This is a genomic window from Halanaerobium salsuginis, assembly GCF_900114545.1.
GTDB lineage: Bacteria > Bacillota > Halanaerobiia > Halanaerobiales > Halanaerobiaceae > Halanaerobium > Halanaerobium salsuginis.
Window position 1 is genome coordinate 57,941 of record NZ_FOTI01000007.1, and the last position, 22,998, is coordinate 80,938.

A 22,998-nucleotide genomic window follows, 5' to 3' on the forward strand; every position below is an offset into this window, starting at 1 on the left:
CTTTTTCATTTTATTTAGCCCCCTTCGCTTTACTACTACTAAGCTCAAGTACGAAGGTAAGCTAGGCTCATTTTTAAGCTAAACTTTTCTACTGCCAGATTACTATTTATTATAATTCAATATAATCCGACAAAATCCTCTTTTTAATAACAAAAAATACAATTATTATCAGATTTAAACTTTTAAGATAGATTTTTATTTAATAAAGATAAAATAAAAACGAAATCTTAATTAAGATTTCGTTTAGAGTACAATATTTTATTCAAGATTAGGCTGGGTCATTTTTTGAGGCTCAACATACTTTTCAAATTCAGCCGCTGTTAAATATCCTAATTCAACTGCTGCTTCTTTTAGAGAAGTATTTTCTTGATAGGCAAACTGAGCTATTTTAGCAGCCTTATCATAACCAGTTATAGGATTTAAAGCTGTAACCAACATTAAGTTTTTTTCTAGATAAGCTGCCAGACGTTCTTGATTGACTTCTATTCCTGTTAAGCATCTTTTCCGATAAGAATCTGCAGCATCACCCAGCAAAGAAATTGATTGCAAAATATTATAAATTATAAGTGGTTTAGCTACATTAAGCTGGAAATTGCCACTGCCACCACCTATATTAACTGCTGTATCATTTGCCATTACTTGAGCAGCTACTTGAAACAAGGCTTCTGCTTGCGTTGGATTAACTTTACCTGGCATAATAGAACTACCTGGCTCATTTTTAGGTAAATTTAATTCCCCAATACCACACCGGGGACCAGAAGCTAACCAGCGTGTATCATTAGCCAATTTCATAAAAAAAGCAGCAGCTGTTTTTAAAACTCCACTAAAATTGACAAAACTATCATGAGCAGCAATTGCAGCCGATTTATTAACTGCAGGCTGATAATTATTTTCAGTTTCCAAATTAATATATTTAACAACTAATTTGTCAAACCCAGCCTTAGTGTTTAGACCACTACCAACTGCTGTACCGCCAAGCGGCAGTTGCTTTAAATATTTAAGACTATCGTTGACCATTGCAATAATCTGCTCTAATTGAGCAGCAAAAGCAGCAAATTCTTGGCCCAGAGTTATTGGAGTAGCATCCATTAAATGAGTTCTACCAACTTTAAGTAACTCAGCATATTGCTCACTTTTAGAAATTAATTCCAGCTTAAGTTCCTGCATAACTGGCAGTAAAAACTCTTCTGTTTTCTTTACTGCTGAGATAGCCATTGCAGCAGGAAAAGTATCATTACTTGATTGTGACATGTTAACATCATCATTAGGATGAACTGGCTTTTTACTACCTGGATTTTCTCCAGCCAGCTGTGAAATTCGATTGGCCAGTACTTCATTAACGTTCATATTTGTTTGAGTACCTGAACCAGTCTGCCAGAGTGAAATTGGAAAATGTTGATCTAATTTGCCGGTGATTAATTCATCAGCTGCCTGTAAGATATAATCTCGCTTATTTTCATTTAGTAAGTTCTGATCACAATTAGCTAGTGCTGCTGCTTTTTTAATAATTCCATATGCTCTAATCACTTCTACAGGCATCTTTTCCTTCCCAATTGGAAAGTTGGCAACAGCTCGAGCCGTTTGAGCCCCATAAAGGCTCTCAAAAGGTACTTTTACCTCGCCCAGACTATCTTTTTCAATCCGATAACTCATCTTCCACCTCAATCTTTAGGTCTAATTATACTAATTAATTATTGATTAAATTCATTTTAAACAAGAATATTATCTTCTTTTTCAGTTTGATCATCTTTTTCTAGTTCTTCTAATTCCTGCATAACTTGCTTTTCTGCTTCAGGATCTGTTTTATAAAGATCTAATTTTTCTTCAGCAGCAGCCTGATCTTTAACCACTGTTTGAGTTGTTTCACTTTTGGAAGAATTAGCAGTAATACTGCTATCAGTAATTAAAGAAGCTGTCCACTTACCACAACGATCACCTGTAACAGCAATTGTTCTACCATCTGCAATAACTTTAATTACTTCACAATTGTTAGCACAATCATCACACTCAAAACTTTTAGTAGCAAACTCTTCTTCTGTTAAATCAAACCCTCTAAAATTACTTTCCTGACCGCTGCGCTTCACATCACGTTTGGCCAGCATAGCAATTCCAATTGCTCCCATTACATCATGATACTGAGGAACAATTACTTCTGAACCAATCTCAGCTTCAAAAGCAGCTTTAATTCCAATATTAGCAGCTACTCCACCCTGAAAAATATATTCTCCTTTTAAAACTCTATTTCTAACCAGATTATTCATATAATTTCTAACTAAAGCCACTGATAAGCCTTTAATTATTTCAGGTTTGGTAAAACCATATTGTTGTTTGGATATCATATCTGATTCAGCAAAAACCGTACAGCGACCAGCAATCCTGACATCTCTTTCAGCTTCTAAAGCCATTCCGCCAAAATCTTCAATTTTAATGCCAAGCCGCTCAGCTTGATGGTCAAGAAATGAGCCAGTACCAGCTGCACAGACAGTGTTCATAGCAAAATCAACAGCAATTCCATCCTCAACTATAATTAACTTCGAATCCTGACCACCTATTTCAAAAATAGTTCCTGCTTCTGGATGGTAAAATGTAGAAGCTCTTGCATGGGCAGTAATTTCATTTTTGATTGTATCTGCTCCAAGCACATAAGCAATTAATTGTCTACCACTTCCAGTGACACCAACTCCGGCAACTTTATATTGATCAATTTCAACTTCCTGTTTAAATTTTGCAAGACCTTTCTTTACCAGCTGAATTGGATTTCCTGAATTACGGGTATATAATTTAAAAACTAACTCATTTTGCTCATCAATAGCTACAATATTAATACTAACTGAACCTATATCTACTCCCAGATAGAGATTTTCCATCTACATAACCTCCCTGTAGTTTTTTTCCTTGATCATATCTAAAAAAGCTTCTACTCTTGTTAAAACATTAGCATCTGCAGTTTGTTCATCAATTGAAATTGTCAAAACTGGTATGTCATACTTATTGGATAAATCATCCATTACACTTTGAGAAATGAGTTCTGGTAGACAGGCAAATGGTTTTAAATGGATAATTCCATCAAATCCTCTTTCTTTAAAATCAATTGCATGACCAATATTTTCTTTGGCATGACCACCGATGTTTATTTCAATAAATTCTTCGCCTTTATGCTCTATTTCTTTTAAATCATTTGCTGTAAAAGGTAAAATATTTTCTCTTATCCAGTCAGAAAGATACTGTGATCTTTCAACTTCAAAGCCAAAGCGATTAACTTTTTCTTCAATTTGATTATTAATTGACTGCTCTAAAACAACAAAAATTTCTCCAATAATACCAATTTTAAGTCTATCCTCTGCTGCTGGAATCTGATCACTGTAAGCAGCAAGTTTTTTTAAATAGCGCTGTTTATATTTTTTAATATCACTGTTATCCTTCACTGTATAAAAATCTTCCTGAGCCTGCAGCCAGATTTTATTTATTACAGTATTATCATAATAAGCACGCAAAATTTCTACTTTCTTTTCAACTTCATCAAGAGCTTTTGTCAACTCATAAACTATCTTTAATACCTGAACTACCTTTAGCCAGGAATTATTGCCTTTTAAACGTTTGGCAATTTGATAAAAATATTTATAATCATCACGAACAGAGTCAATAACTATAATTTCCACATCATAACCGAGCTCATGTAAAATCTTTTTATGAACCTCACCATAATAACCTGCCCGACATGGTCCATGACCACCACTGGTAACCAGGGTATCAACTCCCTGTTCCATCAATTTTAAGTAGGTTCCAGTTATAACTTTAAAAGGGAAACAAGCAAATTCTGGACTATATTTAACTCCCAGGTCAATAATTTCTTTATTCGGCCTGGGGGGCATTACAACATCATGTCCTAAAAGTTCAAGCAATTTTGCATAGACAATAGTTGGACCCATATAAGGGAAAGACAATCTCATTTTAATTTCTCTCCTTTTTTAATCTTAGCAAATCAATAAATGCTTCTATTCTAGTTATAATATGACTTTCACCAGTCTGTTCATCAATTCTTAAAGTCATAAAAGCTTTTTCATAGTCTTTTGACTCAATTTCTAAAATCTGACCAAGAATCGAATCTGGACCACAGCCAAAGGCAGTAAGATGAATAACTCCATCAATATTCTTACTGGCAAAATAATGGCGCGCTGCTCCATATAATTTATTAGTAAATTCCCAGAACATTGGTTTACGTAACCTTGCCAGTTCTTGCTCAATTATTTCCTGAGCTACCATTTCAAATGTATGAACTCTGACTCCCATTTCTTTCAGCTTATTAATTATATCCATATTTATATATTTATCATAAACATTATAAACATAACCAATTAAAGCAATATCTACAACTTCCTCGTTTCCAGCTGTTTTTAGTTCTGAGCGTTTGCTCTGCGGAAGCTGTTTGCTATTTTCAAATTTAGTAATTAATTTCTCTAAAACTTCAATTTTTTCTACACCTAAAAAGTCATCAATCGAATATCCAGCAAAGAGAAGCTGACGATACCGCCACCAAAATTTAGCTGCTTTTCTTAAAGCAGCTTTCATTTCACTTTTTTTAATTTTAAGTTTTTTAGCTAACTTTTTATGATTAACATATGCAGAAATATCATCATTTTTTGACTCGATTTGATCAGCAATTAATTCTGCTTTTAGATCAGGTAAAGAGTGACTAATCATATCCGGCAGCCCTAAAAATTTAGGACATAAAACTACACCTTTGCGAATTGATTTAAAACGTGGTAAAAATATATAATCACAATTTTTTTCATCTAGATTTAAAACATGTGCTACTAAAATCTTCATAGGCACACAAATTTCTGAAAGTGATTTTTTTACCCCTTTATCAAGTAAATCTCTGGCTGTATTATCAGAAATAATTACTTCAACTCCCAGCTCTGCAAAAAGCTTAAGCCAGAAAGGAAAATAATAATAATATAATAAAGCGCGTGGTATTCCTATTTTTTTCTTGACCATAAAAAATCCTCCAAAATCAACTATTTATCAAAAATCATTATCAATTTACAAGTATTTTATATGAAAAGTAATTATAAATCAAATCAATGTAAATCCTGTCAGCAGAGTTAAATAACCCTAATTGACAATCTCAAGCCTTGAGGAAAGATCAAGGTAAGGATTAACCGTTAAATCCCAAAGAACGCGACATTTTCTGAGAGTATTTAACCACTAATTCTTCTAGTTTAACCATCCTCTGCTCTGTCATTCTGGTTATCGGAGCCGAAACACTAAAAGCAGCAATCACTTCTCCTCGATGATTAAAAATTGGACCAGCAAGACAGCGAATATCAGCTTCTAATTCTTCATCATCAATTGCATATCCCTGTTTTTTGACTTTATTTAAATGCTCAATAAACTGCTCAAGATCAGTTATTGTATTTTTAGTTTTAGCTGGCATTCCTTTTTCCTGCAGTAAATTAATAACTTTTTCAACTGGTAAATAGGCCAAAATAGCTTTACCAAGGCTAGTAGAATGTGCTGGGACACGTTTCCCAACTTGAGAATACATTCTAATTGTAGCATTACTTTCAACTTTATCTAAATAAATAATTTCTCCTTCATCAAGTATTCCCAGATGAATTGTTTCCTGAGTTTCCTGCATCAATTCCTCTAAATATGGTCGGAGTCTCATTCTATTATCAATATCATTTAAAACAAGACTGCTTAATTCAAATAACTTAATGCCGGCAAAATATTTATGATTTTCTTCATTTTTCTCTAAATAACCTCTAAATTTAAGCGTATCAAGCAGTCTATAAACTGTACTTTTATGAAGATCAAGTTCTCGACTAATCTCAGTAACACCCATTCCATTTTCCTGCTGCAAAATAATTTCTAAAATATCAATTGCTCTATCAAGAGATTTGATAAGCTGATTCGGTTCTTTAGCTGCCATTTTTCTAAATCCTTTCTCCTACTTAACAGATAATCTGCAAATATTATTTTAAATCTTTTCTGTTTTTTTAATTAAAAAATCTTTTGTTTTTTTCCAATATATCATTCAAAGATTCTTGAAATCTGGAAGGCCGCTTATCGCGTGCATAAAAATAGCCAATAATTGATGTTATAAAAGCGCCTCCACAATCCTCCATTAAATCAAACATTGTATCAACTAGACCAGACTTTTGCATATTAGTTGCAAAAAGTCTATCCATCCAAAATTCAAAAATTTCCCAGAAAACACCACAAGCAACAGCAAAAGAGAAAGCAAAGATAGCCATAAAAATTGGACTTAAAACAACATCTATATTTTCATTACGATTAAGAATATAAACTAAAACAAAACCAATAAAACCTAAAACCACCCCGGAAATAGAGTGAAGCATGCTATCCCACCACCAGAAGTGGTAATAAAAGTCATGCTGCTCCCCTAGATAAAGAGCAGCAAAAATAAAAATTATTATTACTAACTGCAGACTATTTGGTAAATAAAGATAATGATTATCAATCAAATAAGAAGGTAAATAAATTAAAATAATAGCAAGAACTGACGTAAATAAATTAAGCCAGTTCTGAGCAACTATATTTGCTATAACAGCTGTCACTAATAGAAATAAGAAAAATCTAGTAATATAAATTTGAAATTTATCAGAATCCATCTTTTATCTCCTCCTGGTTGAACAGGCTATTTAATATATCACAAAATAGTTAAGCAACCAGTCAGAATTTATTCTATTACCTGCAGAATATTTTTTCGGTTTTTTTCTAAATCAGGAACATAGCTTTTCATTATTTTTAAAGCACCTGAGATAGTAAATTCATCTGCATAGGCAGGTATTAAGACACTATCTGTCTCCAAAAGATCTAGTTCACCATTAGCCCAGCTAATTTTACCTTTACCTTCAACTACTGTCATAATATAAAATCTATCTCGATCACCACTGGCTTTATACTCTGTTCTAATATCAAGAATATCTAGAGCAAATTTATCATTTAAGCAGTAATAACTATAATCATAATCTGAATTAGCTATTTTTAAGCCCTGTCTTTTCCGGGCCTGAAGTTTAAAATCAATTACATCCATTGCTTTACCAAGATGAAGTTCTCTTCCTCTACCATAGTCATAAACTCGATAAGTTGTATCACTACTCTGCTGAATTTCAGCCAGCATTATTCCTGGTCCAATCGCATGTAAAAGACCTGCTTTAATGAAAAAAACATCCCCTTTTTTAACTTTAACTTTATTAACATATTCACTAATTTCTTCATTTTGAATTGCCTTTTTAAACTCACTTTCTGAACAATCACTTGTTCCAATGATTAAGTAAGCATCCTCTTCTGCATCTATAATATACCAGGCTTCAGTTTTACCTGCCTCACCGGGATAATTAGCTGCATATTCATCATCAGGATGAACCTGAATAGAAAGCTGTGCCTGAGCATCAATAATCTTTAAAAGCAAAGGGAATTCTTCTGCAGTTACTGCATCTCCTAAAAGCTGAACTGGGTACATTTCTACTAATTGACCCAGTGTTTTACCAGCCAATTTACCATTTTTTACAACACTTTGGTTTTCAGATTGAGCAGAAACGTCCCAACTTTCTCCAATTTTCCCAGGCGGTAGATCATCACGATAATTATTTAATCTTGTTCCTCCCCAAATCTTTTCTATATATAAATGATTAAACTTTAATGGATAAAACATTTTATTCCTCCTAAATTAAATTTCAGAATTTGCTTTTAAGTTTTTAATCACCCAGATCTTCAATTTTTATTAATTCTAAAATTAGCCATTTAATTTAACCTTTAATTTATCATTTGCTTTAATCTTAGCAGCTAAATTTACTTCTTTTCCATTAAGCATAATTTTCATTTTTTCTTTTAAATTATCGGAAATATTATAGTTAATATAATTAAAAACCCCAGCTACAGTTAAAGTTCGTGAAAAAGCCTGAATTTGATCATCAGCTTTAATCTGATAATCAAGCTCTACTTGTTCAGTATTAACTTCTACTTCCCAAATTTGATCTGGAATAGTCAATTCACTCCCATTAAAATAAAAAGTTATATTTTGATTACCTTTTTTTTGTAATAAATCACGAATAGTGAAGGCTGTTTTACTTTTCTCTTTTATCTCTAACTCTATGTTATCGACTAATTCACTATCAAAGTCAATTGGCTGCCCTGCCTTTTTAACTAAATAATTTGAAAGCACTATTTCTTCCTGCTGGCCATTAAAGTTAAATTTAATTGTTTGATTAGCAAAACTAGCTGCTGGTAAATCCATAATTTGAGCCAAAGCTTCTCTAATTGTTTCAGGTACTGTATAAGTAATTTCTGCACCATCACTGACTGATTCATCTAAATTAACAAGTTTATTATTTTGAAAGATCCTTGTTCCAACTTTATTTTTACTCCCATTAAGATAAACTGTATATTCTTTAAGTTCAGAATCTGGAATCAAATCTCTAATTTCTGCTGCTGCATTTCTACCTGGTCTGCCAGGCTGAAAAGTAATTTGATCACCATTGTCTACTAATTCTTCCAATCCAACTGGCTGGTCATTAACTAGTATTTTAGCCTGACTTCCCATTTCCCCCGGAACAGTTTTTAATTCATCATTTACTGTTGCAGTAATTCCCATTCCCGGTCGGGGAGTTAATTGATCAACTTCAATCTCTGCAGCAAGCAAAGCATCACCCACAGTTGGCTTTGATAAAGTTAACAAATTAATCATAGTTCCATTAACCTCAACTTCAATAAAGACTGCCTTACTTTTAGTTTCAATTGTAGTTACTGCTATTCCGAGAGGAGTAAGAGTCTGAGTTGTGTTAACTCCAGTTATTTCGCCTTCTAGATTATTAAGATCTTCTCGCTTGCGAATTCCAATTCGACTGGCAATAATATCTATTTTTTCAGCAAATTTTTCTTTTAAACCTGGAGTTAAAGAACCTCCCCCAATAAAAATTACTGCCTGTGGTGGTGTACTGTTAATTTTCAAAATACTTTCAGCAATTGATTCTGCCAGCATCTCCAATTGAGGTTCTACAGCTGCAATAATTTCTGCTTGCTTTAAAGTGATTTTTTCTCCCAAAATAGTTTTAACCTCTGTTATATCTTCAGCAGTTAAATTACACTTAACTTTTTCAGCCTGATTATAATCTATTAAAAATTTTTCGGAAATAGTCTCTGTTATCTCATCACCGGCTATTGGAACCATATCATAACCAGAAATAGCACCACTTTTAGTAATTGCAATATCAGAAGTACCAGCTCCAATATCAACTAAAGCTAAATTAAAATTGCTCATTGCTTCTGGAATTACTATCTGAGCAGCAGCAATTGGCTCCAAAGTCAAATGTTCGACTTCAAGCTCTACACTATTAATCACTGAAAAAAGTGAATCAATAACTATACGAGGTAAAAAGGTTGCTACTAATTCTACTTCCATCACTTTGCCTCGCTGACCGAGTAAATACCCAATTTCCATACTATCAAGTTTATACTTTCTAACTGTATAACCTACAAAGTGATAATCGATATTTATTTTTGTTCTTAAGCCAGATTCAAGCTGAGAATCCGACTGCCCATTGTTAGTTGTGCTATTTTCTATCTTTTGCAAACTTAACTGAGCTTTTTTAATAGCACTTAATTCTAATTTTTTTAAGTCCTCTTCTTCAATATATCTACTTTTATCAAGTTCTATCTCATAATGCTGGGTAACTGTTTTTAAAGCACGACCAGCTGCAGCTATTGCTACTTTTGTTAGTTTGAGGCCTGATTTTTCTTCTAGCTCATTTTTAACTGCCTGCACAGATTCTGCAACTTTGCCGACATTATGTATCTGACCATCTAACATTGCTCTGGTCTGATGCTCACGTACTGCAGAGTTAACAATTCGATAACCGTTTTCCTTTCTTTCTAATAAAACTCCAACTATAGTTCTTGTACCTATATCCAGAGCAAAAGTAATCTCATCAGTCATTTTTTAAATCCTCCTATATGAACATTTTCTAAAAATCATAGCTAGATTTATTGGCCCACCTGCTAATATTATTCTATATTAAAAGCAATTTCCCTTTAAAAAATAAAATTTAATAACTTGATAATTAAACTTTCATTGCTAAAAAACTACTGGTCTAAAAATATTTTTAGACCAGTAGTTTTTTTATAACTATTTAATTTTTAAACATTATTTAAACAATTACTTTAGTAATTACAATATTCATATGCTTTAGAAGATCCATCTCTTTAGTTATTTCATTCCCTTGATCATCTTCAATTAAATAAATAAGTGGGCGGGTAGGAAAACCAATGTTTTGATTTTTAACAATCCCCCGATAACCATTACTTAAAATGACTTCTACTCCATTCGGATAAAAAGAAATTTGCGGCAGAAATTTTTTTACCAGCTGATAATCAAAAAATCTTTCTGTATTATTCATAATATACTCAGCCGCTTTATAGGTAGGCCATTTATCACGATAAACTCGATCACTGGTTAAAGCATCAAAAACATCTGCTATAGCTGCTACTCGAGCAAATTCATGGATTTCACTTCCCATTAATCCCCGGGGATAACCAGAACCATCTACTCTCTCGTGATGAGAAAAAACCACAATTCTTGAAAGAGGACTTACTGTATCAAGCTGTTGTAGATAATTAAAACCTAGTTCAGGGTGATTTTTCATCAGCTGATATTCATAATCTGTTAGAGGACCAGGCTTGTTTAAAATTTCTTCTGGAATAAGGGTTTTGCCAATATCATGCAACATCCCTCCCATACCTAATTTAAATAATTCAGATTCACTATAGCCAAGCATCTTGCCGAGTGAAATACAAACTATACTAACATTAACTGAGTGTTCATAAGTATAGTCACTAGCACTTTTTAAACTAACTAGATTCAACAAAATATCTTCATTTTTAACTAATTCAGAAGTTATTTCTTCTATAACAGCTTTTAACTCACCTATATTTAAATCAATAAAACCCTTTTTGATTTTATTAAAAGTTTTTTTAACTATTTTTTTACCCTGCCGTCTAGTAGTATCTTTTATTATATCATTCACTTTAATATCATGAGAATAGCGATCTTCTACATAAAGATGCTTAATTCCTAGTTCAAGTAATTTATCTTTATATTTAAAAAGATCAGTTACTTCTTTATTAAGTAATATACTTCCCTTTTCATAAATTGGCTTAGCAAGTTTCATATCTTCTTTTAAATTTTCTGTCAAAACTAGGCGCATATTATAAATCCTTTCCCCAAATTATTTAAGCATGAATATTATTATAAATAATTACATCTTCTTGCCTATCTGCAAAGATACCAAGAGAACCATTAATTTGACAATATTTAGCTGCTATCTGTTCAGCTTTTTTTAAAGCTAATTGATAATATTTTTCTGGCTCATCCGGTTTAAAATCCCTAATCAAACTAGTTAAAAAAGCGCTTATAAAAGCATCTCCTGCTCCTAAAGTATCGACAGTTTTTATTGTTTGAGTTTCAATTTCAAGCTCAATTTGACCGCTTTTTAAAAGTGCGCTATTCCCCCCCCTAGTTAAAACAACTACTTCTGGTCCTTGCTGTAAAGCCCAATCAATAAAAGCTGTCTGATCCTCTTTTTGTCTAGCTTCAGAAAAAAAAGCTATATCAACCTTTTTAAGAATTTCCTCCAGATACTCTTTATTTCTTAAATAAGAAAAATCAAAGGACAATTTTGTTTGATAATGAAGTTTAGCCAGATAATCTTCAAAATAACTATAGATATTTGTATGAACAATTTTACTTTTTTTAATTAAATCTAATACATTCTCATTAAGACTAAGATTTTTATAAACACCTTTATCAACAGCTTTAATATTTGCTTCCCCTGAATTTTTTTCTACTATAGAAACTGCATTTCTTCCTTTTCTGATATCACTAACTGGATAAGCTACTTTTTCTTTTTTGAGAGTATTATACATAAATTTTGCATTTTCGTCTGTTCCAAAGGCACCATAATAAGCAGTTTTAAGATTAAGCCGCTTTCCAATTACAGCTGTATTGTAGGCACCACCACCTGCATAAATTCTTTTCTGCTCTGGATAATAATCTGCTACATTGTCACCAACTGCAAAAATATCATATTGCATATCAGCCACTCCTCTCACTTTAGTAATTTTAAGCAGTTATTACTGCTGAATTTTAATGTTGCTAACTTTATACTAATTTAAGATCATTTTAAGATTAAGCCTCTAATCTATTTGTTTCAGTAAATTCTTTAACAAAGCTAAGTTTACTAATAATTAAAGGAATAATAATTAGCTGAATGATCATCCCGGGAATTCCAGTCAGAAATACTCCCTGCATAAATGGCACAAAGGGAGGCCTAAAAGAAAAAATAGGACCAATAGATAAAAGAGCAAGACCATAAACTAATCTGCCAAACAGCATAGCAAAGACTAAGCTTAAATAAATATTAATTTTTCTTTTATTATAAAGATAACCAGCAGTTAAGCCAAAAGCTGCCAGCTCAAAAGACATTAAAATTGCAATTGGTGGTGCTAAAGGAGGCCTTGCAAAAATTAAAGTGCTAAACAAAGGGGTAAAAAAACCAACTATAACTCCATAAAATGGTCCTAAGATTAGACCAGTTAAAAAGACTGGAATATGCATTGGTGATAGCAAATTGCCAATTGTCTGACTGCCAGCAAAATTAACTATACGTGGCAAAAGCAGACCTAAAATTAATAAAAAACTGGCCCAGACTAATTTTCTTGTTCTATTATTCATTATTTTCACTCCTGTTTAGATTGCTTATCTTTAATATAGTCTTCTAAATATTTTATCCTACTTTCAGGAATAGGGTGAGTCTGAGTAAACTCAAGTAATTTACTATTATTACTATTTCTTTTAAAAATCTGCATTAATTCTATTAAACCATCTGGATTATAACCTGAGCGCATCATTAAATCTACTGCATAAAGATCTGCTTCTTTTTCCTGATCACGTGAAAAGCCATTTTCAATTAAATTCTGAGTTATATTAGTCATCTGTTGGTATTGATTCTCAGTAAAGTGATTAAATAATATATTGAGTAAAGATAAACCAAGATTATGCTTCATATCTTCGGATAAATGCTTGTTAACTGCATGACCCATTTCGTGAGCAATGATACCTGCTAATTGATTGTTATTATTTAATTCTTGTAAAAGACCGGCAAAAATCATTATGTTGCCATCCCCAATATAATAGGCATTAATTATTTTATCATCAACATAATGTAGTTTAAATTCTGCATTTTCAAATTCAGAATTAGTTATATTTTTAGTCAACTTAGTTAAAATCTGCTCTGCTGCCGAAGAATCTTGAAAATCTCTAATTTGATATTCTTTTTGGAGCTGCTGATAAACATTAGCAGCAGTTTTTTGTTCATAATCTGAAAAAGCAGCAGCTGATTGTATTAGAGCTAAGCTGAAAACAAAGCTTAAAATACAAATAAAACAGTATTTACGCCAGGATACCTGACAAACTGCAATCTTTTCCATTTTAAAACCTCCCAGCCGAATAATCTATTTACTCTTAATTGTAATACTTTTCGGGCAAAAATAAAACCCCTATTTAGAATTAAAATGCTTCTAAATAGGGGAGTTTATGAGATTTATTGATAAATCTGTTTTTAAATTAATCTGCTAAAAATAATTTTTCTCTTGCAATGACTTTGCTAACTTCTTTAAAGGCCGGTCCTCCTGCAGTAGCATGAGAATTAACAGCTGCTTTAACAGCAAGTCTATTCTGCAACTCTGGCAGACTAAAATTAATTTTTTCCGGCAATATATTTTCCCATTCAGCAAAAGTTAAGTCCTCTAATTCTTTATTTTGCTCAGCAGCTGCAATAACTGCCTGACCAACTATTGTGTGAGCCTCTCGAAAAGGAATTCCTTTTTCTGCCAGTAGATCTGCCAGTTCAGTTGCATTAAGAAATCCTGTTTTTGCTGCTCTAACCATTGCTTCAGTTTTTACAGTCATTGTTTTAAGCATTTCAGGATATAATTTTAAGATTATCTTTAAAGTATCTACAGTATCAAACAAACCTTCTTTATCTTCTTGTAAATCCTTATTATAAGCGAGGGGAAGTCCTTTAATAGTAATCATCATCTGGTTTAAATTACCAATAACTCGTCCCGTTTTCCCCCTAACTAATTCTGCTAGATCAGGATTTTTTTTCTGAGGCATAATTGAACTACCTGTAGTATATTGATCAGCCAATTCAATAAAAGAAAACTCGGCTGAGTTCCAGAGAATAATTTCTTCGCTTAATCGGCTTAAGTGCAGCATCACATTAGCTGCTACAGCTAAAAATTCTAGCACAAAGTCGCGATCACTTACTCCATCAAGCGAATTAGCAGTAATCCCACTAAACCCCAGCTGATCAGCAGTAAAATTACGATCAAGAGGAAAAGAGCTTCCTGCAAGAGCTCCTGAGCCAAGCGGTGAAATATTTATCCTTTTTAAAGCATCAGCAAATCGCTCATAATCACGTTTCAATTTAAAATAATATGCCATTAAATGGTGACCAAAACTAATCGCTTGTGCTCTCTGCAGATGAGTATAACCAGGCATTATTGTTTCTTTATACTGATCTGCTAATACTAGAATTTGCTGCATAAAATCTAATAATAGTTCTCTAATATCTATTGTCTGCTGACGCAAATAAAGACGAAGGTCAACAGCCACCTGATCATTACGACTGCGACCAGTATGTAATTTACCACCTACCGGACCAATTTTAGCAGTTAAACGAGCTTCAACTAAACTATGAATATCTTCTGCTTCGCTTAAATTAAGTTTTCCAGCAGCTAATTCTGCTTCCAGATCGGCTTTAACTGCCTGTAAACCTGTTTTTATCTTTTCAGCTTCTGCTGGCTCAATTATTTTCTGTTGAGCCAGCATAGTTACATGGGCCAGACTGCCCTGAATATCATAGGGCATTAATTTAATATCAAACGGTAAAGATGCATTGAATTTATCCATTAATTCAGAAGTAGCTGCAGCAAATCTACCTCCCCATAATTTAGCTTTTACCATTATTATTCTTCCCTCTGTTGTTGATTAGCAACCTGAACTGGTAAAGCCCATAAATTTATAAAACCTGGTGCAGATTTGTGATCAAAGTTATCACTTTCATCATAAGTTGCCAGACCATGATTATAGAGAGAATGAGCTGACTTTCTACCAGCAAGAGTACAGCTACCTTTGTATAGTTTAACTTTAATACTACCTGTTACAGTCTGCTGAGATTGATCAATAAAAGCATCAAGAGCGTTTCTCAACGGTGAGAACCAGAGGCCATAATAAGTCATTTCAGCATATTTTGCTGCCATTGCTGCTTTATAGTTTTTAGTTTCACGGTCAAGAGTTAAATCTTCCAGAGCCTTATGAGCTTTAATTAATATTTCAGCAGCTGGTGCTTCATAAATTTCTCTTGACTTAATACCTACCAGACGATCTTCCAGCATATCAATTCTGCCGACTCCATAATCTGATCCGAATTGATTAAGTTTATTTACCATTGTCACAGAATCAAGCTGTTTACCATCTAATGCCACAGGAACTCCCTTTTCAAAATCAATTGTAATATATTTTGCTGCAGCTGGTGTTTCATCAACTGCTTTTGTCCACTGATAAGCATCAGCTGGTGGTTCAGCCCAGGGATCTTCTAAAATACCACACTCAATACTAATTCCCCAGAGATTTTGATCTATACTATAGGGACTATCTTTTGTTGCTTTAACTGGTATATCATTAGCTGCTGCATATTCTATTTCTGCATCCCGGGAAACAAATTCCCAATCTCTTAAGGGAGCAATAATCGCTAGTTCAGGTGCTAGTGCTTTAAAAGAAACTTCAAAACGAACCTGATCATTTCCTTTACCAGTACAACCATGTGCCAGTGCATCTACGCCTTCTTTTTTAGCTATTTCAACCATTCTTTTAGCAATTAACGGGCGGGCCAGAGCTGTTGCCAGTGGATATTTTTCCTGATATAGAGCATTTACTTTTAAAGCAGGGAAAACATATTCATTGATAAATTCTGCTCGAATATCATCAATATAGGCTTTACTCGCTCCTGTTGCAAGAGCTTTTTGCTCAACAGCTTTCCAATCCTGCTGCTGACCAAGATCTGCCGTATATGTAATAATCTCAGCATCATATTTATCCTGCAGCCATTTAATCGCCACTGATGTATCAAGACCACCTGAATACGCCAACAAAATTTTGTTAATTTTTTTGTCTGTCATTTTAATTATTCCTCCTCAAGTTTTCTGTAACTTCTCTCTTTTAAATTCTCGCCAGTAAACAAGTCAATCTGCATTTAACAAAACCTTAACAATAATTTCCTAAAAATCAAAAAAACCTGTCTCTATTAATAGAGACAGGTTAATAACTGCGGTACCACTCTGCTTGATAAATAAATTTATCCACTTTCAGGTAATTTAACGCAATTCTACGTTTTCTCCTAAGTAAATATTTTCAGAGAAAAACCTCCCAGATGCGTTTCAGAAAAAGATTAAGATCAGGCTCTCACCATCCCTGATTCGCTTCAACTATCAGTTTCTTACTCTTCTGTTCGCAGGTAATTATTTTTATTCGTTTATTTTTTAGTATTATATAGTATTTATTTAAGTAATGCAAGCAAAAATTTAATTATTTTTTTCTGCTTCTAGATCCGGCTATACCAAGTGAGTTACGATATTTAGCTACAGTCCTCCGGGAAATGTTAAGCTGATAATTTTCAGCTATAAGACCAGCTAACTGTTTATCACTTAAAGGGTTAGCTCTTTTCTCAGCAGCTATTTCTTCAGCAATAATTGCTTTTAAACTAACAGCAGATATACCTGCAACCCCACTATTGAAAAAAAATTTTAATGGGAAAGTCCCACGATCTGTTTGAATATATTTACTGGTACTGGCTCGACTTACTGTTGATTCATGCATTGAGATTAAGTCTGCTATATCACTCATTGTCATTACTGAAAGAAATTTAAAACCAGCCTCTAAAAAAGCAGATTGTTCAGCAACAATTGCTTCAGCTATTTTTTTAATTGTCTGCTGGCGCTGTTTAATGCTTTTAATTAACCAGACTGCTGCTTTATATTTTTTTTCAAGATATTTCATAGTTTCAGAATCATTAGTCTGCTGCCAGAGATTATAATAATAAGAACTAATTTGTAGATTAGGCAGAGCTGACTGATTAAATTCTACTATAAATTCCCCGGCAATTTTTTTTACAATTAAATCTGGAATTACATATTCAGAAATATTCTCTTTTACTTTAAATGCTGACTCTAAATCTAGCTCTTTAACTTTATTATAAACTAATTCTACTTCTTCTTGTTCAATCTGATTGAACTGTTCAGAAAACATTTGAGCTATTTCTGCAAAAGTAAAGCTTAACTCAGCTTCACGGTTTAAACAGCCAACAATAAAATTTCCCAATTTAATTTCTGATTCAGTCAGGACTTCAAATAAACGTTCCGAAAGATATTGACAGGGATCAGGTTGAGCAGCAACTAAATTTTCATAATCAAAATCATTTCCTCCAGTTTGATTGTAGTTATAATAATTATTATCAGTAAAAGATTCTAATTCTAAGAGAGGATTTTTTTCCTCTTCTGCTTCCAAAAACTCCTTTAATTCAAGGCTGCTGTATTGTAAAACTTCAATAGCAGTTTGCAACTCAGGGGTCATAATTAACTCCTGCTGCTGACTTAATTCGAGTTTAAAATCCAGAGCCATTTTAAATTCTCCTTTATGCTTTAAATTTTTCTACTTCTGCCAGCATAGGTAGTGCAGACATAGCTCCACTAACAGCAACTGCCAATGAACCAGAATAATTAGCAAATTTTAAGGTATCTCTTAAAAATGATTTATTAAGTTGATCTAAACTAAGTTTTGCTTTATTAAAACAATAAAGCACAGCTGACATAAAAGCATCACCAGCTCCAGTAGTATCAACAGCTTCTGCTGGATAAGAAGCTACAAATCCCAGCTCAGATTGATAATAATAATAAGCACCCTGGCTACCGTCTGTAATAAAAATTACTGGTATTTGGTATTTTTGAGTTAATATATTTGCTCCTGACTCTATTTTAGATTCTCCAGTTAAAAATTCTAATTCTTCAGCCGAAACTTTTAAAATATCAATTTGATCCATAACAGATAAAATAGTTTTTTTAGCATCTGCTAAAGAATTCCAGAGCATTTCGCGCAAATTAGGATCATAGGAAATTAACATCCCATTTTTTTGAGCAAGCTCAATTCCTTTTTTAGTAGCTGATCTAGCCGGCTCATCAATTAAAGAAATCGAACCAAAATGATAGATTTTATTTGCTGTGAAGATTGCTTGATCAATTTCAGATTCCCGCAAAAACCTATCAGCACTTGGCTCTATGTAAAAATCAAAACTGCGTTCACCAGACTCAGTTAAAGTTACAAAAGTAATTGCTGTTTTGGCCTCTTCAGTTAAAATAAAATTATCAACATTAACATTTTCAGACTGTAATTTCTGCTGTAAAAACCTGCCTAAGACGTCATCTCCTACTTTAGCAATCATTGTTGTTTTAACTCCCAATCTGCTTAATGCTACGGCTACATTAGCTGGGGCTCCTCCTGGGTTTTTACGAAAATCCAAGTTCTCTTTATCTAGAGGAGTAAAATCAATTAATGCTTCACCTAAAGTTATCACACCTGTTTTATTTTTCGCCATATTTAACCTCCTTATCAAATTTAATCTCTTTTTTTATTATAACATAAATAAAGTCAGATCAACATTGTTTAAAAATTCATTTTAGAGTTTTATTCATATTGACCTGACTATGTAATTTTATTAATAAGAATTTTTCCAAATACTTTCTAACTCATAAATTTTGAGATTATTTATCAAAAATGAATTTCCATCATTTTTAAAATTAAGATCAAGTTTAACTTTTTCTGGAAAAATTAAAGCAGTAATAACTTTTTTACCTTCATTAATAAATATTTCAATTGAAGACCAATCAATAAAGATATGAAGCTTAATCTGGTTATTATTATCTAAATTTGTAATTTGTTTTGTTTTAGATATAGAATTAATTCCATCAGATAAATCTTTTCTATCTAAGATAAGTTGCCTAGTATTATTATCATAACTTAAGTTTAAATTATTTCCCTTAAACTCAAAAATAATATCAAACTTAGTATTTTCATCTAAAGAAATTGCGGTATCTATTTCTAAAGGGTTTTTTAAATTATGAAAATATAAATTCCCCTTTTTTTTAACTGATAAATCTTTGTATATATATTCTTTACACCTTAAATCTTCTAACTCTTTAACTGGTTTTTGTACAAGACTAATTATATTTTTTTCTTTAGTAAGCTCTAAATAACGCGGAATACTCATTGCACCTTTCCAGATATTTGTGGGAACTTGATTAGCATAATCCCAATTACTCATCCAGGCAAGCCAAATTTTTCTTCCAGAATTTTCAGGCAGCTCATTCCACGACTGCGCTGCATAAAAATCTTGGCCACAATCAAGCCAATTAACCTGATTAAAATCATTAATTTCTACAAAATCATAACCATTAAACTCTCCTATAAAATATTGTCCACCTGAGCCACCAGCGTAAGCTCCTTGCTGTACATCAACCTTCAAAATCCAGTATTTATGATTTTTTAATTGCAAAGGAAAAAAATCTGGACATTCCCAGACACCACCATGAGAACCTCTATTTTGACCAAATTCACTTAAATATTTCCATTCCCTTAAGTTTGATGAATTGTAAAATTCAACCCTGTCACCAGCTACTAAAACCATAATCCACTTATTTGTCTGCTGATGCCAGAATACTTTTGGATCCCTAAAATCTTTTTTGCTTTTATTTTTGATTACTGGGTTAGACTTATATTTTTGCCAGGTTAGACCATCATCTTGGCTGTAAGCAATGCACTGTTGTTGATGACCACCTGCAGAGTCTGGAAGAGTACTTGTGTAAATTAAAACTAATCCTGATTTATCTTTAAAAAAACCGCTACTATTGTGAAAGTCAACTACTGCAGTTCCTGAAAATGCCATCCCATTTTTTTTATCGGGGTCAAGTGCAATTGGCAGATGCTGCCAGTGTAAAAGGTCTGTACTAATAGCATGTCCCCAGTGCATAGGGCCCCAAACATTACTATAAGGATGATACTGATAAAAAAGATGATACTTCTCCTTGTAGTAAACCAAGCCATTAGGATCATTCATCCAATTTTCTACAGGAGAGAAATGAATTTGTGGTCTATATTTTTCTTTATAATAATCTCTATTTTTTAGTGTTTTTTCTGTCATTCAAATCATCCTCAAATAATATTTAATATTTAGTTCCACTTGCTGCAATACCTTCTACAAAATAATTTTGAGCACATATATAGACTATAATTGTTGGCAATAAAGCAATCAAAGTAGCTGCCATTAAGAGATTCCATTCCGTAAAATAATACCCCTGAAACTTAGAGATTGCTAAGGTTATAGTATTCATCGTGTCAGAATCAATAATTATCAATGGCCAGAGAAAATCATTCCAACTCCATAAAAAACTTAAAACAGATAAGGTAGCTAAACCCGGTTTAGCTAAAGGTAAAATTATTCTGCTAAATATGACAAAATAAGAAGCTCCATCAATAAAAGCCGATTCTTCAAGGCTTTTTGGCAAACTGATAAAAAACTGTCTTAACAAAAATACTCCTAAAGCATTAAAAACACCTGGCAAAATTAATGCTTGATAGCTGTCAACCCAACCAAAATATTTCATTATTATAAAAAGAGGTATCATTACAACTTGAAAAGGAATCATTAATGTGGCTAGATATAAAATGAAAATTTTATCTCGACCAGGAAATTTTAGTCTTGCAAATGCATAAGCAGCCAAAGAAGAAGTTAATAAAGTACCAAGAGTACGAACAAAAGTGACAAATATAGAATTTAAAAAATATCTAACTAAAGAAAATGATGTAAAAACTCGCTCGAAATTTTGCCAGGAAATGGTTTTTGGTATTATTTCGGGAGGGTAATTAAAAACATCTCCAAATTCTTTTAAAGACGTACTTATTAACCATAAAAAAGGTCCCAACATAATAAATAAAAATATTAATAAAATTAAATGTTTGATTATTTTTTTAAGATTAAAGGTCATAAGACACCCACTTCCTCTGATAAATAAATTGAAAGACTGTTATAGTAAAAATAATAATTAATAAAAACCAGCCAATTGAACTTGCATAACCCATTCTAAAATATTCAAACCCCTGTGTATAAATATAATAAACTAAAGTTTTAGTTGCATCTGCCGGTCCCCCTTTAGTTAAAATAAAGGCTTGATCAAAAACTTTAAAAGAATCGATCATAGAAATTACAACTGCAAAGAAGATGGTTGGAGTTAATAATGGAACAGTAATTTTAAAAAACTGTTGTATAGGACTTGCCCCATCTATACGGGCAGCTTCATAATATCGGGCTGGAATCCCTTGCAACCCGGCAAGTAATACTATAAAAGTAAACCCTATACTTTTCCAGACACTCATTATAATAATTGCTGGCATAGCCCAATTTGGATCAGAAAGCCATTGCGGAGAATTTATACCAATTTTATCCAATAAATAAACCAATATGCCAAAATTAGGCATATAAATAGACTGCCAAATTAAAGCTGCTCCCACCATAGGAATTAAATAAGGCATAAAAAAACTAAATTTATAAACGAAATTTTTCTTAGTATTATTAACTAAAACAGCTAAAAAAAGGCCTAATATAATAGTCAGTGGGACTACACCGAATGTATAATAAATTGTATTAAGCAAAGTTTTGCAGAACAATGGTCTAGAAAACATCATTTTAAAATTTTCTAAACCAACATATGTAGGTTCATTTACTAGATCCCAACTAAAAAAACTTAAAATAAATGAAGCAATTAATGGCACAAATACAAAAATAAAAAATCCAATTAAATTTGGTAAGATAAATAAATACCCGGCAATTGCTTGTTTTCTTTCAAGATCGTTTTGACCTAACTTTTTATATAAAAGCAATCATATCACTCCTGAAATTAGGGGCTCCATTTGGAACCCCTATTATTTTAATTATTTTTAAGAATATTATCGATCTGCTTAGCAATCTCATCTGCTGCTTCTTGAGGTGTTAAATCATTAGTAACTAATAATTTATCTAGTACTGAAGTTGATGCATTAATAATTTCGCTATTTCCTGGAGGAGATGGAATTAAATGAGAATATTTTATCTCAGCAATCATTGCCTGCTGATTTTGAGGAGCAAGTTCTGGATTTTTAAATTCAGGTTTTTCTGTTAGCGACTTTAACACAGGCATAGAACTTCCTAATTCATTTAAAACAGCTACTGCTTTAGGGGAAGAAAAGTATTTTATGAACTTATAAGCAGCTTTTGGATATTCAGTGTTTTTAGCTGCACTAATTGCTGCTAGTCCAAATGGAACTCCCCTTTTACCACTAGGCCCAAACGGCTGTTCTTGTACATCCCAATCAAAATTAGCTTTTCTAAAAGCAGGAACCATATATCGGCCATAATGAGCCATAGCAACTTTTCCAGTCATAAAAAATTGTGAGCCACCAAATTGTTTCATTACAGCTGGAAGTAATGTACAATAAGTTGTGTAAATTAAATATCGATATTTTTTTAAAATAAAAAAAGAGGAATCCTTCTTTAAGTGGTTGAATATATTTATCGACGAAAATAAAAAATCAAACCACTAGGAGGACTCCTCATGAAAAGTATACCTGAAAAACCCAACAATGGTCAAGTGAATTTTGATGACATGATTAATGATTTGATCAAAAATTTTCTCGAAAAATTGCTTAAGTCTGAATTAACCGAATTTCTAAATTACGATAAATATGAAGTTACTGGTAAAAACTCTGGCAACAACCGCAATGGTAATTATTCTCGTAACTTCCAGACTAAATACGGTGTCATTGAAAAT

General features: G+C 32.5%; 20 protein-coding genes, 1 pseudogene and 1 other annotated feature. Of the genes and pseudogenes, 1 reads left to right on the forward strand and 20 read right to left on the reverse strand.

Annotation, left to right across the window (positions count from 1 at the left end):
* Positions 1 to 258: 258 nt before the first annotated feature.
* The 20 genes and pseudogenes from fumC to BMZ74_RS04125 all read right to left on the reverse strand — a co-directional run bounded on the left by fumC (position 259) and on the right by BMZ74_RS04125 (position 22,641).
* A complete protein-coding gene (gene fumC, locus BMZ74_RS04030) occupies positions 259 to 1,653 on the reverse strand; it encodes a class II fumarate hydratase (RefSeq protein ID WP_089860081.1) in 1,395 nt (464 codons plus the stop codon).
* Between the two features lie 248 nt (positions 1,654 to 1,901).
* Positions 1,902 to 2,867: pseudogene (locus tag BMZ74_RS04035) on the reverse strand (acyl-CoA dehydratase activase); the annotation flags it as partial.
* Positions 2,868 to 3,950 carry an acyl-CoA dehydratase activase-related protein gene (locus BMZ74_RS04040; RefSeq protein ID WP_089860087.1) on the reverse strand — a complete coding sequence of 361 codons (1,083 nt, stop codon included), beginning with the start codon at positions 3,948 to 3,950 and terminating at the stop codon, positions 2,868 to 2,870.
* A gap of 1 nt (position 3,951) precedes the next feature.
* Entirely contained in the window at positions 3,952 to 4,998 is a 1,047-nt protein-coding gene (locus BMZ74_RS04045) for an acyl-CoA dehydratase activase-related protein (RefSeq protein ID WP_089860090.1), read from the reverse strand.
* Between the two features lie 160 nt (positions 4,999 to 5,158).
* Entirely contained in the window at positions 5,159 to 5,935 is a 777-nt protein-coding gene (locus tag BMZ74_RS04050) for an IclR family transcriptional regulator (RefSeq protein WP_089860093.1), read from the reverse strand.
* Between the two features lie 67 nt (positions 5,936 to 6,002).
* Positions 6,003 to 6,638 (reverse strand): DUF2238 domain-containing protein, encoded by a 636-nt coding sequence (locus tag BMZ74_RS04055; RefSeq protein ID WP_089860097.1) that lies wholly within the window; start codon positions 6,636 to 6,638, stop codon positions 6,003 to 6,005.
* A 68-nt stretch (positions 6,639 to 6,706) separates the two neighbouring features.
* Positions 6,707 to 7,684: a type I phosphomannose isomerase catalytic subunit gene (locus BMZ74_RS04060; RefSeq protein ID WP_089860101.1), complete on the reverse strand. Its 978-nt coding sequence runs from the start codon at positions 7,682 to 7,684 to the stop codon at positions 6,707 to 6,709.
* A gap of 81 nt (positions 7,685 to 7,765) precedes the next feature.
* Positions 7,766 to 9,964: a cell division protein FtsA gene (locus tag BMZ74_RS04065; protein WP_089860104.1), complete on the reverse strand. Its 2,199-nt coding sequence runs from the start codon at positions 9,962 to 9,964 to the stop codon at positions 7,766 to 7,768.
* Between the two features lie 211 nt (positions 9,965 to 10,175).
* Positions 10,176 to 11,231 (reverse strand): HD-GYP domain-containing protein, encoded by a 1,056-nt coding sequence (locus tag BMZ74_RS04070; RefSeq protein WP_089860108.1) that lies wholly within the window; start codon positions 11,229 to 11,231, stop codon positions 10,176 to 10,178.
* Between the two features lie 25 nt (positions 11,232 to 11,256).
* The gene (locus BMZ74_RS04075; protein ID WP_089860112.1) at positions 11,257 to 12,117 is read right to left on the reverse strand and encodes a PfkB family carbohydrate kinase; all 861 of its coding nucleotides are present in this window, start codon (positions 12,115 to 12,117) and stop codon (positions 11,257 to 11,259) included.
* Between the two features lie 94 nt (positions 12,118 to 12,211).
* Positions 12,212 to 12,757 (reverse strand): ECF transporter S component, encoded by a 546-nt coding sequence (locus tag BMZ74_RS04080; protein ID WP_089860115.1) that lies wholly within the window; start codon positions 12,755 to 12,757, stop codon positions 12,212 to 12,214.
* Between the two features lie 5 nt (positions 12,758 to 12,762).
* Entirely contained in the window at positions 12,763 to 13,512 is a 750-nt protein-coding gene (locus tag BMZ74_RS04085) for a M48 family metallopeptidase (RefSeq protein WP_089860118.1), read from the reverse strand.
* Between the two features lie 136 nt (positions 13,513 to 13,648).
* The gene (argH, locus tag BMZ74_RS04090; protein WP_089860121.1) at positions 13,649 to 15,052 is read right to left on the reverse strand and encodes an argininosuccinate lyase; all 1,404 of its coding nucleotides are present in this window, start codon (positions 15,050 to 15,052) and stop codon (positions 13,649 to 13,651) included.
* 2 nt (positions 15,053 to 15,054) lie between these two features.
* Positions 15,055 to 16,266: an argininosuccinate synthase gene (locus BMZ74_RS04095; protein ID WP_089860124.1), complete on the reverse strand. Its 1,212-nt coding sequence runs from the start codon at positions 16,264 to 16,266 to the stop codon at positions 15,055 to 15,057.
* Positions 16,267 to 16,393: 127 nt separating this feature from the next.
* Positions 16,394 to 16,608 (reverse strand) — a binding site (T-box leader).
* 64 nt (positions 16,609 to 16,672) lie between these two features.
* A complete protein-coding gene (locus BMZ74_RS04100; protein WP_089860127.1) occupies positions 16,673 to 17,764 on the reverse strand; it encodes an RNA polymerase factor sigma-54 in 1,092 nt (363 codons plus the stop codon).
* A gap of 13 nt (positions 17,765 to 17,777) precedes the next feature.
* The gene (locus tag BMZ74_RS04105; protein ID WP_089860130.1) at positions 17,778 to 18,734 is read right to left on the reverse strand and encodes a carbohydrate kinase family protein; all 957 of its coding nucleotides are present in this window, start codon (positions 18,732 to 18,734) and stop codon (positions 17,778 to 17,780) included.
* Between the two features lie 120 nt (positions 18,735 to 18,854).
* Entirely contained in the window at positions 18,855 to 20,336 is a 1,482-nt protein-coding gene (locus BMZ74_RS04110; protein ID WP_089860133.1) for a glycoside hydrolase family 32 protein, read from the reverse strand.
* A 22-nt stretch (positions 20,337 to 20,358) separates the two neighbouring features.
* On the reverse strand, positions 20,359 to 21,180 hold the full coding sequence (locus BMZ74_RS04115) for a carbohydrate ABC transporter permease (protein ID WP_089860136.1): 822 nt from the start codon (positions 21,178 to 21,180) through the stop codon (positions 20,359 to 20,361).
* On the reverse strand, positions 21,170 to 22,072 hold the full coding sequence (locus BMZ74_RS04120) for a carbohydrate ABC transporter permease (RefSeq protein WP_089860139.1): 903 nt from the start codon (positions 22,070 to 22,072) through the stop codon (positions 21,170 to 21,172). The genes BMZ74_RS04115 and BMZ74_RS04120 overlap by 11 nt, the downstream gene beginning before the upstream one ends.
* Before the next feature lie 47 nt (positions 22,073 to 22,119).
* On the reverse strand, positions 22,120 to 22,641 hold the full coding sequence (locus BMZ74_RS04125; RefSeq protein WP_089860142.1) for an extracellular solute-binding protein: 522 nt from the start codon (positions 22,639 to 22,641) through the stop codon (positions 22,120 to 22,122).
* A 141-nt stretch (positions 22,642 to 22,782) separates the two neighbouring features.
* Between BMZ74_RS04125 and BMZ74_RS04130 the strand changes: the two genes are divergently transcribed.
* On the forward strand, positions 22,783 to 22,998 hold a 216-nt coding region (locus tag BMZ74_RS04130), incomplete at its 3' end, for a transposase (RefSeq protein WP_177181358.1).

Bases quoted from the DNA above. Each gene is read 5' to 3' on its own strand.
- fumC (WP_089860081.1), bottom strand. From the start codon at position 1,653: ATGAGTTATCGGATTGAAAAAGATAGTCTGGGCGAGGTAAAAGTACCT.
- BMZ74_RS04040 (WP_089860087.1), bottom strand. From the start codon at position 3,950: ATGAGATTGTCTTTCCCTTATATGGGTCCAACTATTGTCTATGCAAAA.
- BMZ74_RS04045 (WP_089860090.1), bottom strand. From the start codon at position 4,998: ATGGTCAAGAAAAAAATAGGAATACCACGCGCTTTATTATATTATTAT.
- BMZ74_RS04050 (WP_089860093.1), bottom strand. From the start codon at position 5,935: ATGGCAGCTAAAGAACCGAATCAGCTTATCAAATCTCTTGATAGAGCA.
- BMZ74_RS04055 (WP_089860097.1), bottom strand. From the start codon at position 6,638: ATGGATTCTGATAAATTTCAAATTTATATTACTAGATTTTTCTTATTT.
- BMZ74_RS04060 (WP_089860101.1), bottom strand. From the start codon at position 7,684: ATGTTTTATCCATTAAAGTTTAATCATTTATATATAGAAAAGATTTGG.
- BMZ74_RS04065 (WP_089860104.1), bottom strand. From the start codon at position 9,964: ATGACTGATGAGATTACTTTTGCTCTGGATATAGGTACAAGAACTATA.
- BMZ74_RS04070 (WP_089860108.1), bottom strand. From the start codon at position 11,231: ATGCGCCTAGTTTTGACAGAAAATTTAAAAGAAGATATGAAACTTGCT.
- BMZ74_RS04075 (WP_089860112.1), bottom strand. From the start codon at position 12,117: ATGCAATATGATATTTTTGCAGTTGGTGACAATGTAGCAGATTATTAT.
- BMZ74_RS04080 (WP_089860115.1), bottom strand. From the start codon at position 12,757: ATGAATAATAGAACAAGAAAATTAGTCTGGGCCAGTTTTTTATTAATT.
- BMZ74_RS04085 (WP_089860118.1), bottom strand. From the start codon at position 13,512: ATGGAAAAGATTGCAGTTTGTCAGGTATCCTGGCGTAAATACTGTTTT.
- argH (WP_089860121.1), bottom strand. From the start codon at position 15,052: ATGGTAAAAGCTAAATTATGGGGAGGTAGATTTGCTGCAGCTACTTCT.
- BMZ74_RS04095 (WP_089860124.1), bottom strand. From the start codon at position 16,266: ATGACAGACAAAAAAATTAACAAAATTTTGTTGGCGTATTCAGGTGGT.
- BMZ74_RS04100 (WP_089860127.1), bottom strand. From the start codon at position 17,764: ATGGCTCTGGATTTTAAACTCGAATTAAGTCAGCAGCAGGAGTTAATT.
- BMZ74_RS04105 (WP_089860130.1), bottom strand. From the start codon at position 18,734: ATGGCGAAAAATAAAACAGGTGTGATAACTTTAGGTGAAGCATTAATT.
- BMZ74_RS04110 (WP_089860133.1), bottom strand. From the start codon at position 20,336: ATGACAGAAAAAACACTAAAAAATAGAGATTATTATAAAGAAAAATAT.
- BMZ74_RS04115 (WP_089860136.1), bottom strand. From the start codon at position 21,180: ATGACCTTTAATCTTAAAAAAATAATCAAACATTTAATTTTATTAATA.
- BMZ74_RS04125 (WP_089860142.1), bottom strand. From the start codon at position 22,641: ATGAAACAATTTGGTGGCTCACAATTTTTTATGACTGGAAAAGTTGCT.